Consider the following 12,288-nt stretch of genomic DNA (forward strand, 5'->3'; position numbering starts at 1 on the left):
ATGACTCCATCCGTGGCCACCCGCCACTTCCTCAAGGACACGGACCTCAGCCCGGCCGAGCAGGCCGAGGTCCTGGACCTCGCACTCCGGATGAAAGCTGCCCCGTACAGCGTCCAGCCCTTCGCCGCGGAGGGCAGCGGACGCAAAACCGTAGCCGTGATCTTCGACAAGACCTCCACCCGCACCCGGGTCTCCTTCGCCACCGGCATCGCGGACATGGGCGGCAACGCTTTGATCATCAACCCGGGTGAGGCCCAGATCGGCCACAAGGAGTCGGTCGAGGACACCGCCAGGGTGCTCGAACGCATGGTCTCCACCATCGTGTGGCGGACCGGCGCGCACGCCGGCCTCGTCGCGATGGCCGACAACGCGCACGTTCCGGTCATTAACGCCCTGTGCGACGACTACCACCCCTGCCAGCTCCTCGCCGACCTGCTGACCGTCAAGGAGCACAAGGGCACGCTGGCGGGCCTTACCATGAGCTACCTCGGCGACTCCGCCAACAACATGGCCAACTCCTACCTGCTGGCCGGCGTGACGGCCGGCATGCACGTGCGCATCTCCGGCCCGGAGGGCTACCTCCCCGCCGCGGAGATCGTTGCCGCCGCGGAAGAGCGCGCCGCGGAAACCGGCGGCTCCGTGCTGGTCACGGTTGACGCGGCCGAGGCGCTCCGCGGAGCCGACGTCGTCGCCACCGACACCTGGGTGTCGATGGGCCAGGAAGACGAAAAGGAAGCCCGGCTGCAGCTGTTCCGCGACTACTCCGTAGACGAGGCCGCGATGCAGCTCGCCGCGCCGGACGCCGTCGTGCTGCACTGCCTCCCGGCCTACCGGGGCTACGAAATCTCCGCCGGCGTGATCGACGGACCGCAGTCCGTGGTCTGGGACGAGGCCGAGAACCGGCTGCACGCGCAGAAGGCCCTGATGGCCTGGCTTATGCACCGCTCCGGCCTGGCTGTGGTTGACGGGCTGGCGCCGAATCCGGCGCTGACACCAAAGGCTCTCGGATAGTGTCCGTCCAGCCCGCCGCCCAGGGGGCCAGCCCGGCCACCAAAACGGCCCGGCAGGCGCGGATCACCGCAATCCTCACCGGAGAATCCGTCCGCTCGCAGGCCGAGCTGGCCGCCCTGCTCGCGGACGACGGCGTCCAGGTCACCCAGGCCACGCTGTCCCGCGACCTCGTGGAACTCGGCGCCGTCCGGGTCCGAGGCAAGGACGGCGTGCTGGTGTACGCCGTGCCGGGGGAGGGCGGGGAACGCGCGGCCAAAAGCGGTGTCACCCAGGAAATCCTCGACGCCCGGCTCGCGCGGCTCTGCGGCGAACTGCTGGTCACGGCGGAGGCGTCCGCAAACCTGGTGGTGCTCCGGACCCCGCCGGGCGCCGCGAACTTCCTGGCCCTCGCGATCGACCACTCGGTGATGCCCTCGATCCTCGGCACCATCGCCGGCGACGACACCGTGCTGCTGGTCACCCGCGACCCGGCCGGCGGGGCCGCCGTCGCCGCCCGCTTCCTGCAGCTGGCCGAAGAAGCCGGCCAGTAAGACCAACCCATGAACTTTCACCAGAGACCCCAAGAACCAACAACTAAGGAGCATTTGAAGTGACTGAGCGTATTGTGCTGGCCTACTCCGGTGGCCTGGATACTTCCGTAGCCATCGGCTGGATCGGCGAAGCGACCGGCGCCGAGGTTATTGCCGTGGCGGTCGACGTCGGACAGGGTGGCGAGTCGCTGGAAACCATCCGCCAGCGCGCCCTCGGCTGCGGCGCCGTCGAAGCCTACGTGGCCGACGCGTCGGATGAGTTCGCGAACGAATACTGCATGCCCACCCTGAAGGCCAATGCCCTCTACCAGGGCCACTACCCGCTGGTTTCCGCGATCTCCCGCCCGGTGATCGTCAAGCACCTGGTCAAGGCCGCCCGCGAATTCGGCGCCACCACCGTGGCCCACGGCTGCACCGGCAAGGGCAACGACCAGGTCCGCTTTGAGGTCGGCATCCAGACCCTCGGCCCGGACCTGAAGTGCATCGCCCCGGTCCGCGACCTCGCCCTGACCCGCGACAAGGCCATCGCCTTCGCCGAGGAAAAGGGACTGCCGATCGAGACCACCAAGAAGAACCCGTACTCGATCGACCAGAACGTCTGGGGCCGCGCCGTCGAGACCGGCTACCTCGAGGACATCTGGAACGCCCCCACCAAGGACATCTACGACTACACCGCCACCCCGGAATTCCCGCCGGCCCCGGACGAGGTCACCATCTCCTTCGAAGCCGGCGTGCCGGTCGCGATCGACGGCGTCAAGGTCACCCCGCTGCAGGCCATCAAGGAACTGAACCGCCGCGCCGGCGCCCAGGGCGTGGGCCGGATCGACGTCGTCGAAGACCGCCTCGTCGGCATCAAGTCCCGCGAAATCTACGAGGCCCCGGGCGCGATGGCTCTGCTCACCGCGCACAAGCACCTCGAGGACATCACGATCGAGCGCGAGCAGGCCCGCTTCAAGGCCACGGTTGGCCAGCGCTGGTCCGAGCTGGTCTACGACGGCCAGTGGTTCTCCCCGCTCAAGCGCTCCCTGGACGCCTTCATCGAGGACACCCAGCGCTACGTCTCCGGCGACATCCGTATGGTCCTGCACGGCGGCCAGGCGATCGTCAACGGGCGCCGCTCCGAGACCTCGCTCTACGACTTCGACCTCGCCACCTACGACACAGGCGACACCTTCGACCAGTCGATGGCGCGCGGCTTCATCGAGCTGTGGGGCATGTCCGCTAAGGTCGCGGCCCGCCGCGACATCCGCGTCGACGGAAAGTAGCCTCTGTGGCTGAGCAAAAGTCCGAAGCTACCAATACGGGTGCGCTGTGGGGCGGCCGGTTCGCCGGCGGTCCCGCGGACGCCCTGGCCGCCCTGAGCAAATCCACGCACTTTGACTGGCGGCTGGCCCGCTATGACATTGCCGGGTCCAAGGCGCACGCCCGCGTGCTGCACAAGGCCGGCCTGCTCGACGACGCCGAGCTGGAGGGCATGCTGGACGCCCTGGACCGGCTGGATGCGGACGTGGCATCGGGGGCGTACACCCCGGCGGAGTCCGACGAGGACGTGCACGGCTCGCTGGAACGCGGCCTGATCGAACGCGCCGGCACCCAGCTGGGCGGCAAACTCCGCGCCGGCCGGTCCCGCAACGACCAGGTCGCCACCCTGGGCAGGATGTTCCTGCGTGATCACGCCCGGATCATCGCCCGCGGCGTGCTCGCCACGATCGACGCGCTGGTCGGCCAGGCCAAGGCCCACCGCGGGGTGGCCATGCCAGGCCGCACCCACCTCCAGCACGCCCAGCCGGTCCTGCTCAGCCACCACCTGCTGGCCCACGCCTGGGCGCTGCTGCGCGATGTGCAGCGGCTCCAGGACTGGGACAAGCGTGCCGGCGTTTCCCCCTACGGCTCCGGCGCCCTCGCCGGCTCTTCGCTGGGCCTGGACCCGGAGGCAGTCGCGGCAGACCTTGGCTTCTTCTCGGCCACGCACAACTCGATCGACGGCACCGCTTCCCGCGATGTCTTTGCCGAGTTCGCCTGGGTATCGGCCATGATCGGCGTGGACCTGTCCCGGGTGTCCGAGGAAGTGATCCTGTGGGCCACCAAGGAGTTCTCCTTCGTGACCCTGCACGATTCCTACTCCACCGGCTCCTCGATCATGCCGCAGAAGAAGAACCCTGATGTGGCCGAGCTGGCCCGTGGCAAGGCCGGCCGGCTGATCGGCGACCTCACCGGTCTGCTCGCCACGCTCAAGGGCCTGCCGCTCGCGTACAACCGCGACCTGCAGGAGGACAAGGAACCGGTGTTCGACGCCGCCGACACCCTGGAGCTGCTGCTCCCGGCCGTCTCCGGCATGATCGCGACGCTGAAGTTCAACACCGAACGGATGGAATCACTGGCACCCCAGGGATTCGCGCTGGCCACGGACATCGCCGAATGGCTGGTCCGGCAGGGCGTTCCGTTCCGCGAGGCGCATGAGCTGTCCGGCGCCGCGGTGAAGCAGGCCGAAAGCCGCGACGTCGAACTTTGGGACTTGACCGACGAGGAATACGCCGCCATCTCGGAGCACCTGACGCCGGAGGTCCGCACCGTACTGTCCACCGAAGGCTCGCTCAACAGCCGAAACTCGCAGGGCGGCACCGCACCGGCCGCCGTCGAGCGCCAGCTGCTGGCGCTCGAGGCGGAGGTTGTGGGCGTGCGCGCGTACGCCGTCTAGCAACCAGACGCTCCCTCACATCTGGCACTGATTCTGCCGACGCTCCTGCACTCGTTGCAGGAGCGTCGGCGGATTTTCCGCCAGAAGTGGGGGAGCGTTGGGCGTTGGCCGCCGAACAGTCCTCGATAGCATGGCGGCATGAGCGAATCGTTCCGCCAACTCTTGCGCGCCCTGCCCGACTTCCCCGACGACCTTCCGGACTTCGACCCGAAGCTGGCCCCCGCGGATCCCGCCGAGCTCTTCCGGAAGTGGCTCGCGGAGGCCCTTGCAGCCGGAGTTCCGCAGCCGAACGCCTGCAGCCTGGCCACAGCGGACGGGCAGGGCCGGCCGTCCGCGCGGATGCTGATCCTCAAGGACATCGACGACGACGGCTGGCACTTCGCCACGTCCCGCCAGTCGCGCAAAGGCCGGGAACTGGCGGAGAACCCGAGCGCCGCCCTGAACTTCTTCTGGCAGCAGCAGGGCCGCCAGGTCCGCGTGGCCGGCGACGTGGTGGAGCTCTCCGCGGAAGCTTCCGCCGCCGATTGGCACGATCGGCCTGGCGCCGACGGCAGCGCGAACAACAGCTGGCAGCTCTACGCGCTCCGCCCCCGCGAACTCGAATTCTGGCAGGCCCGGCACGACCGCCGGCACATCCGGCACCGCTACGGGCCCGGCCAGGGCGGCGGTCCAGTTAGCCGCGGTTAATCCGGTCGCTCCGTTAGGATGGGCGCCATGACCTCAATCACCCCTGAAGACCTGCTGGAGGAACTCCGCCGCGCCGCCGACGTCGTGACCGGAATCGCCGCCAAACTCAACGACCAGGATGTCCAGGCCCCGTCCGAACTCCCAGGCTGGACCCGGGGACACGTGCTGGCCCACCTTGCCGGAATCGGCAATGCGATGGCCCGCCAGGCCGAATACGCCGCCCGCGGCGAAAGCATCGAACTCTACGACGGCGGCTTCGAGGGGCGCACCCGCGCCATCGACTTGGCGGCCGGCCACAGCGCCGAGGAGCACCGCACGGCCGTGGCCGCCGCGTTCAAGCGCGCACTCAAGGCGTTCGGGGCACTTGCTCCCGCAGGTTGGCAGGAACCCATCAGCTACCGCGGCGGCGTCGTCCTGGACGGCGGGCTGGCGCTCTGGCGCGAACTGACGATCCACGCCAGCGACCTCGGCACCGGACGCGGCCCCGAAACATGGAGCAGGCCGTTCTGCGAACACCTCTTCGACTTCCTGGCTGCCCGGGTGCCCGAGGGGGAGCGGTTCGTGCTGCAGCCGCTGGGACTGCCCTCCGTCGCGATCGGCGCTGCGGGCGGCCGCTCGACGGCCATCAACGGCATGCTCACCGACATCGCGGCGTGGCTGGCCGGCCGCACGCCCACCCTGGGGAGCCTGCGTGCCACCGCAGCGGCCGACGGCGTCGAACTGCCCGCACTGCTGCCCTGGCCCGCGGGCGTGCCGGTGACGAACGAGGCGACGAACTAGCAGGACACCTAAGCCTGTACCGCCAGGGCGAGCTGCCGCTCGCGGTTCAGCAGGCTTTCCTTGATGGCGAGCCCCCAGCGGAAGCCGCCCAGGCTCCCGTCGGTGCGGATCACCCGGTGACAAGGCACGAACAGGGCGGCCGCGTTGAAGGCGCAGGCGCTGGCGGCCGCCCGGACCGCTTTGGCGTTGCCGGAGAGTTCCGCGTATTCGGTGTAGGTCACCGGATGGCCCGGGGCCACGGTCCGGAGCATGTCCCAGGCATGGCTGCGGAAGGGGCCGGATTTCTGCAGCACCGGCACCTCCATCACAGCCCCGGGATCGCCGGCATAGAAGTGCTCGACCGCGGCTGAGATCCTGCCCAGGTCCGGGACCTTTTCGTAACCCTCGGGCAGCAGGTCAGGGTGGATCTGGCCGGTGAGTTCGCCGGGCATCGCGGTCCAGCCCGACGCCAGGACGGCGCCGTCACGGGCAATGATGGTGAACGGACCATCCGGGGTGGACAGGGTGAGGAGCTGCGCTTTCATTGCGTCACTTTCTTCGAGGCTGTTGTTTTGATGCCGGCCGACTCGGTCCGCGCTGCGGACTGGGCCGCTGCGGCCGCACGCCAGAGGTGCATGGTGGCGTAGGAGCGCCAGGGACTGACCTCCCGAAAATCGGGAGAGAGCGAATCGCGGGAGATCGGGTCAGGGGACAGGCCATCCGCAGCCGCGGCGGCGCCACCGGCGTTATCGTCCGGTTCCTGCGCCAGCGAGCGGATACCGTTGCGGACCGCGGCGTCGTTGGCCAGGAAAACGTCCGGGGCGCCGATCACGCGCATCGCGACATAGCCCACGGTCCAGGGCCCGACGCCGGCCAGCGGCAAGAGCTTGGCCTGCAGCCCGGCCAGGTCGTCGCCGTAGCCAAAATCCAGTTCACCCGCGGCCATTGCCGCGGCGGCGGCGCGGATGGAGTCGATGCGTCGCTGAGGTCCGCGCAGCAACTGGAACCCGGTGTCCGCGATGTCCGCCGCCGTCGGGAAGAGCCGGTGCAGGCCGTCCGCCGGGACCAGGCTCTCGTTGCCGCACGCGGAAAGCTGGACCAGGGTTGTCCTCGCAGCCGAGACGGTGATCTGTTGGCCGATCATGGCGCGGATCAGCAGCTCCCGCGGGTCCACGGCCCCGGGCATCCGCATGCCGGGGGCGGCTGCAACGCTGGACGCCAGCCGCGCATCGGCGGCGAGGGACGTATCGATGGCGACCGGGTCGGCGTCGAGATCCAGCAGGCGCCGGACCCGGCTGAGCAGCGAGGCCAGGTCCCGCAGGTCCACGGCACCGATCGTCAGTCTCAGGGGCCGGCCCGGGGAGTCGACGTCGTAGTCCACCCGGAAGCGCGCGTCCCCGTGGGACAGCCGCAGGGTCCGTGCGTACGAAACGGAGGTTCCTTCCTCGATGCCGGGGATGGCGCGGACTGCCAGGAACGCAAACACCCCCGGATCGAACGGCTCCCGGTACGGCAGGTTCAACGTCAGCGCCGCGGAGGACACCGCGGTGCGGGCCGGCGCCTGCTGGTGCCGCGCCGTGGCCCGCAGCGCCGACGGGGTCATGGCGAAGACCTCGGCGATGGTCTCGTTGAACTGGCGGACGCTGCTGAAGCCCGCAGCGAACGCGATGTCGGCGGCCTTCATCGTGGTGGAGACCAGCAGCGTCCGGGCGGTCTGGGCGCGGCTGGCCCGTGCCAGCGACAGGGGACCGGCGCCGAGTTCGTGGCTGAGGATCCGGTTGAGCTGGCGCGAGGAATAGCCGAGCCGTGCGGCGAGCCCCTGCACGCCGTCGCGGTCAATCACCCCGTCGTTGATCAGCCGCATGGCCCGGCCGGCGACGTCGGAGCGGACATTCCATGCCGGAGTGCCCGGCACCGCCTCGGGCAGGCAGCGCTTGCACGCCCGGTAGCCCGCGTCATGCGCGGCGGCGGACGTCTCGTAAAAGGTGACGTTGCCGGCCTTGGGCGTCCGCGCCGGGCAGGAAGGCCGGCAGTAGATGCCGGTGGTGCGGACAGCGGTGTAGAACTGCCCGTCGAAACGGGGGTCCCGGGCATCGATTGCCCGGTAGCGCTGCCAGAAGTCCATGGCTCCATCCTGCCAGCTTGCCGCCGCCCGCCGCTAGCGGAAATCGGACACCGCCGTGCGGGCCGCTACCCCGGTGATGGAAGGGTTTGTTAAAGTCGGGGGATGGATTCCAGCGTGACGCCCGAGGCCCTGCGCGGGCTGCTGTCCGCCGATGCGCGCACCGTTGCACCGCTGCTGCTCGGCGCCGTGCTGACGCACAGCAGCCACGCCGGGCCGGTAGCCGTGCGCATTACCGAGGTCGAGGCCTACCTGGGGCCGGAGGACTCACTGCACCCGGATCCCGGCTCGCACACGTTCCGCGGCCAGACCCGGCGGAACGCGCCGATGTTCGGCCCGGCCGGGCACCTCTACGTCTACTTCACCTACGGCATGCACCACTGCGCCAACATTGTCTGCGGTCCCGAGGGAGTGGCCTGCGCCCTCCTGCTGCGCGCCGGCGAGGTGGTGGCCGGCGAGGAACTGGCCCTCGCGCGGCGGCCCACGTCGAAAGCCCCGAAGGACCTCGCCAGCGGTCCGGCCCGCTTCGCCACCGCCCTGGGGCTGACGACGGCGGATAGCGGCCGCGACGCGCTCAGTGCGCCGTTCCGGCTCGAGCTCCCGGCCGAGCCGGCAACGGCGATCAGTTCCGGGCCGCGGGTGGGCGTCTCCGGCGCGGGCGGCACCGACGACTACCCGTGGCGCTTCTGGCTCAGCGGCGACCCGACTGTCTCCCGCTACAAGGCGGCGAAGGTGCGGACGGCATAACCGGCAATCCGGGACACGGCAATCCGAGGCGTGGCACCGGCGGTGGAAGGGATGACAGCTCATGGGCGAAGGCAAACGCGGGAAACCGGGCAGTGAGCTCGAGAGGCTGGAGATCTTCCAGGAGCTGGCCACCGACTACTTTTCGATGGTGGCCCTTTTTGAGCCCGACGGGGAGCAACCTCCGGTGCACTCCGCAGAGGCGCAGCGCAGGCGCTGGCTCGAGCTCTTCAGGGCGGCCCTGCTGCGCAAGTTCATCGTCCGCGATGAACACGTTTCGCTCAAACTCGTGGTGCGGGCACTCCGCCTCTGCAACTACTCGGCGGACCGCCGCCTCGCAGAAGGGGCCGACGGCGTGGTCGCGCTGTTCACCGCGGAGATGGTCCGAGGCCGCCAGCATGTGCCGGGACCGGCGCCGGACGAAGTCCCTGGCCCGGACAACGAACCTGACCCGGTCGACGGCCCGGACGACGTGGCGGGCACCTGGACGGACCGCGTCGAGGACGTGCTCTACGGACGGCTCCTGCATGGCGACGCGGACCGCTTTCACCGCTCCGCGTGGGCCAACGACGCCCTCCGTCTGAGTGCTGCGGCAGCGGGCCGGTTCGACGCGGAGCGCGCGCTCGGAAAAGCACTGGAGCTGGTCCGGTACGGATTCGCCAATAACCTTTTGCAGTCCCCGCACGCGGAGGGCGGGGGCTCCGGGCCGCCGGGGCCGGCCGGTAACCGGGACCACCCGTTTGGTACCAGCCAGTAAGATTGACCGGTGAAACAAAGCGAGCAGGACCTGCCCCAGACGAAGAACACCGTTCCGGTGGACGAGCTGATCACCAGCCTGTGTGCCACCGTCCCGGACTACCCCAAGCCGGGGATTGTCTTCAAGGACCTGACCCCCGTCTTCGCCGACGGGGCCGCCCTCAAGGCCGTGGTCGACGCGCTGGTGGAGCCGTTCCGCGGCCGGTTCGACGCCGTCGCCGGGGTGGAAGCCCGCGGGTTCCTGCTGGCCGCGGCTGCCGCCTACGCCACAGACACCGGCGTCGTCACCGTCCGCAAGGCCGGCAAGCTGCCCCGCGAAGTGGTTTCGGAGCACTACTCGCTGGAGTACGGTACTGCCACCCTGGAGCTGCACAGCGCGGATCTGGTCCCGGGTACCCGGGTGCTCCTTCTCGACGACGTCCTCGCCACCGGCGGCACCCTGGGCGCGGCCGCACGGCTGTTCGAACGCTGCGGCGTCGAGGTGGCCGGCGTCGGCGTGGTGATGGAACTGGGCGATTTGAACGGCCGGGCGGCCCTCGCCGGACACCGCATCCACTCGCTGTTGAACCTGTAGGGATCCCGTCGCCGGCAGATGAGCCGGCGGCTGTGCCGCAGGCTGGACGGTGGTGGCGGCCTCGGTAGAATGCCTGACAAAAGCGAGGCCCGAAGAAAACCGACATATTTGGGGAGCGATACGCGAAATCGCTGTAGAATGGTTGGTCTGTCTTTTTCGATAGGGGAACGTTCGATGCACGACGCTGATTTGGCCCATGAACGCGACTATGTAGCCGGACTTTATGCCCGGCTGGATGAGCTGCGGGCGGAAAAGCGCGCCCAGCTCGCCCAGGTCCGCCGCGCAGGTGCCGTGGGCACCATGCAGAATGTCTCCGAGCGGGACGCCTTTGCCGCACTTTACGAGGACCGCCTCGCCCAGCTCGACGCCGTCGATGACCGCCTCGTGTTCGGCCGCCTCGACCTCGACTCTGGAGAGGCCCAGTACATCGGCCGCATCGGCCTGACCACCGAGGACCTGCAGCGGCTGATGGTGGACTGGCGGGCGCCCGAAGCGGGCCACTTCTACCAGGCCACTGCCTTCGACCGGCAGGGCGTCCGCCGCCGCCGGCACCTGATCCTGCAGGGCCGCCAGGTAAAGGCGATCGAGGATGACGTGCTCGACGCCGACCTGCTGGCCGACAACGACTCGCTGCAGGGCGAGGGTGCACTGCTGGCCGCGCTGAATTCCAAGCGCACCGGCCGGATGTCGGACATCGTGGGAACCATCCAGTCCGAACAGGACCGGATCATCCGCTCGTCCATGTCCGGCGCCCTCGTGGTCCAGGGCGGACCCGGCACCGGCAAGACCGCGGTTGCCCTGCACCGTGCCGCCTACCTGCTCTACACCCACCGCGACCGGCTCAAGACCGCCGGTGTGCTGCTGGTGGGACCGTCGTCGTCCTTCATGAACTACATCGAGCGGGTGCTGCCGTCCCTGGGCGAAACCGGCGTGGTGATGGCCAGCCTGGGCCGCCTGATGCCCGGCATCCACGCTGTCGCCGAAGACGACTCCGACGTCGCGGCCATCAAGGGCCGGCTCGACATGGCCGAGGTGGTGGCGAACGCCGTCGCCAACCGGCAGCGGGTCCCGGCCGAGAACCGCATCCTCGAAGTGGACGGCCGCAAGCTCGTCCTGACCCCGCGGCAGGTCCGCCGGGCCCGGGAGAAGGCGCGCGCCACCGGGAAGCCGCACAACGAGGCACGGGTCTCCTTCGTTAAGATCCTGCTGCGCGAATTGACCGAGCAGATGACCGAACTCGTCGAGGCCGGCAGCATCGGAAACAACGCGGACCGCTCCTACCTCGCCGAGGACGTCCGCTCGGCGAGGGACGTCCGGGTTGCCCTGAACCTGTGCTGGATGCCGATGACCCCGGAAAAACTGGTAGGGGAGCTGCTCAGCAAGCCCGCCATCCTGGCAGCGTGCACCCCGAACCTCAGTGACGCCGAACGCGCCCTGCTGCTCCGGCCTGCCGGATCGCCGTGGACCGAGGCCGACGTCCCGCTGCTGGACGAGGCCGCCGAACTGCTTGGCGAACTGGATCCGGCCGCCGGCCGGGGACTGGCCCAGCAGGAGCATGACCGCGCACGCGACCTGGCCAACGCGAAACAGACGCTGGTCAACATGGAAACGGCCGGTGTGGATGTCCTCATCTCGGCCGAGGAGTTGGTGGATCAGAACCAGGAACGCGAGGCGCGGCTGACCGCAGCCGAGCGCGCCACCAGCGACCGCACCTGGGCCTTCGGGCACATTGTGGTGGACGAGGCGCAGGAACTCTCGCCCATGCAGTGGCGGCTACTGGTCCGGCGCTGCCCGCTGAAGTCCTTCACGATCGTCGGTGACATCGCCCAGACCAGCTCGGTCGCCGGGGCGAAGTCCTGGCAGAGCGCCCTGGCCCCGATGTTCGGGGACCGCTGGCAGCTTGAGGAACTCACCGTCAACTACCGCACTCCGTCGCAGATCGCCGAGGCGGCAGCGCGCATGGCCAACGCGGCAGGACTCGTGGTCTCGGCGCCCAAGGCCGTCCGTGAGGGCCGCTGGTCGCCGGTCATTGACCGGGTCGAGCCCGGCGCGATCGTCGGCCGGCTCCTCGAGGTCCTCCCCGAGGAACTGGACGCGCTCGACGGCGGCCTGCTGGCCGTGATTGCCGACGGCGGGCTCCTGCCGGAGGCCACCGCAGCGCTGCGCGCTGCGTACGGCCGCCGCGTCGGCACCGGCGCCGGCAGCTACGAGCAGGACATTGTGGTGATCAGCCCCCGCGAGGCCAAGGGGCTGGAGTTCGACGGCGTCGTAGTGCTGGAACCGTCCGCCATGCTCAACCATGAGCACGGCCGGGTGGGCGACCTGTACGTCGCGATGACCCGCCCCACCCAGCGTCTGCGTCTCATCGCCGCCGCCCCCGTGCCGGCCGGCATCGAAGAGTAGGACC

Annotated in this window: 12 protein-coding genes; 10 read left to right on the plus strand and 2 right to left on the minus strand. The window is 69.6% G+C overall.

Annotated features, from left to right (window positions below; all coding sequences use genetic code 11):
• The 6 genes from argF (at position 1) to ACUYM2_RS06760 (ending at position 5,706) form a co-directional block, all read left to right on the plus strand.
• Positions 1 to 1,011, plus strand: a complete 1,011-nt coding sequence (gene argF / locus ACUYM2_RS06735; RefSeq protein ID WP_481601425.1) for an ornithine carbamoyltransferase — start codon at positions 1 to 3, stop codon at positions 1,009 to 1,011.
• A complete protein-coding gene (locus ACUYM2_RS06740; RefSeq protein ID WP_481599376.1) occupies positions 1,011 to 1,541 on the plus strand; it encodes an arginine repressor in 531 nt (176 codons plus the stop codon). The genes argF and ACUYM2_RS06740 overlap by 1 nt, the downstream gene beginning before the upstream one ends.
• Before the next feature lie 59 nt (positions 1,542 to 1,600).
• On the plus strand, positions 1,601 to 2,806 hold the full coding sequence (locus tag ACUYM2_RS06745) for an argininosuccinate synthase (RefSeq protein ID WP_481599377.1): 1,206 nt from the start codon (positions 1,601 to 1,603) through the stop codon (positions 2,804 to 2,806).
• Positions 2,807 to 2,811: 5 nt separating this feature from the next.
• Complete coding sequence (gene argH, locus ACUYM2_RS06750; protein WP_481599378.1) at positions 2,812 to 4,239, plus strand: argininosuccinate lyase; 1,428 nt, start codon at positions 2,812 to 2,814, stop codon at positions 4,237 to 4,239.
• A gap of 138 nt (positions 4,240 to 4,377) precedes the next feature.
• On the plus strand, positions 4,378 to 4,926 hold the full coding sequence (locus tag ACUYM2_RS06755) for a pyridoxine/pyridoxamine 5'-phosphate oxidase (RefSeq protein ID WP_481599379.1): 549 nt from the start codon (positions 4,378 to 4,380) through the stop codon (positions 4,924 to 4,926).
• Between the two features lie 27 nt (positions 4,927 to 4,953).
• Entirely contained in the window at positions 4,954 to 5,706 is a 753-nt protein-coding gene (locus tag ACUYM2_RS06760; protein ID WP_481599380.1) for a maleylpyruvate isomerase family mycothiol-dependent enzyme, read from the plus strand.
• A gap of 8 nt (positions 5,707 to 5,714) precedes the next feature.
• Here ACUYM2_RS06760 and ACUYM2_RS06765 read toward each other — a convergent pair whose 3' ends face one another.
• On the minus strand, positions 5,715 to 6,230 hold the full coding sequence (locus ACUYM2_RS06765) for a methylated-DNA--[protein]-cysteine S-methyltransferase (RefSeq protein ID WP_481599381.1): 516 nt from the start codon (positions 6,228 to 6,230) through the stop codon (positions 5,715 to 5,717).
• Positions 6,227 to 7,810, minus strand: coding sequence for a DNA-3-methyladenine glycosylase 2 family protein (locus tag ACUYM2_RS06770; protein WP_481599382.1), 1,584 nt, complete (start codon positions 7,808 to 7,810; stop codon positions 6,227 to 6,229). Before ACUYM2_RS06770 ends, ACUYM2_RS06765 begins: the two co-directional genes overlap by 4 nt.
• A 102-nt stretch (positions 7,811 to 7,912) precedes the next feature.
• On the opposite strand from ACUYM2_RS06770, the gene ACUYM2_RS06775 reads away from it, so the two are divergent.
• The 4 genes from ACUYM2_RS06775 to ACUYM2_RS06790 all read left to right on the plus strand — a co-directional run bounded on the left by ACUYM2_RS06775 (position 7,913) and on the right by ACUYM2_RS06790 (position 12,284).
• Positions 7,913 to 8,554: a DNA-3-methyladenine glycosylase gene (locus ACUYM2_RS06775; protein WP_481599383.1), complete on the plus strand. Its 642-nt coding sequence runs from the start codon at positions 7,913 to 7,915 to the stop codon at positions 8,552 to 8,554.
• A gap of 61 nt (positions 8,555 to 8,615) precedes the next feature.
• The gene (locus ACUYM2_RS06780; protein WP_481599384.1) at positions 8,616 to 9,308 is read left to right on the plus strand and encodes a hypothetical protein; all 693 of its coding nucleotides are present in this window, start codon (positions 8,616 to 8,618) and stop codon (positions 9,306 to 9,308) included.
• Positions 9,309 to 9,317: 9 nt separating this feature from the next.
• On the plus strand, positions 9,318 to 9,881 hold the full coding sequence (locus ACUYM2_RS06785) for an adenine phosphoribosyltransferase (protein WP_481599385.1): 564 nt from the start codon (positions 9,318 to 9,320) through the stop codon (positions 9,879 to 9,881).
• 174 nt (positions 9,882 to 10,055) lie between these two features.
• A complete protein-coding gene (locus ACUYM2_RS06790) occupies positions 10,056 to 12,284 on the plus strand; it encodes a HelD family protein (protein WP_481599386.1) in 2,229 nt (742 codons plus the stop codon).
• Positions 12,285 to 12,288 lie beyond the last annotated feature (4 nt).

The sequence above is a fragment of the Arthrobacter sp. SD1074B genome (assembly GCF_056780195.1).

Excerpts from the sequence above, each read along its gene's own strand:
- argF (WP_481601425.1), top strand. The coding sequence starts at position 1 with ATGACTCCATCCGTGGCCACCCGCCACTTCCTCAAGGACACGGACCTC.
- ACUYM2_RS06755 (WP_481599379.1), top strand. The coding sequence starts at position 4,378 with ATGAGCGAATCGTTCCGCCAACTCTTGCGCGCCCTGCCCGACTTCCCC.
- ACUYM2_RS06760 (WP_481599380.1), top strand. The coding sequence starts at position 4,954 with ATGACCTCAATCACCCCTGAAGACCTGCTGGAGGAACTCCGCCGCGCC.
- ACUYM2_RS06765 (WP_481599381.1), bottom strand. The coding sequence starts at position 6,230 with ATGAAAGCGCAGCTCCTCACCCTGTCCACCCCGGATGGTCCGTTCACC.
- ACUYM2_RS06770 (WP_481599382.1), bottom strand. The coding sequence starts at position 7,810 with ATGGACTTCTGGCAGCGCTACCGGGCAATCGATGCCCGGGACCCCCGT.
- ACUYM2_RS06775 (WP_481599383.1), top strand. The coding sequence starts at position 7,913 with ATGGATTCCAGCGTGACGCCCGAGGCCCTGCGCGGGCTGCTGTCCGCC.
- ACUYM2_RS06780 (WP_481599384.1), top strand. The coding sequence starts at position 8,616 with ATGGGCGAAGGCAAACGCGGGAAACCGGGCAGTGAGCTCGAGAGGCTG.
- ACUYM2_RS06790 (WP_481599386.1), top strand. The coding sequence starts at position 10,056 with ATGCACGACGCTGATTTGGCCCATGAACGCGACTATGTAGCCGGACTT.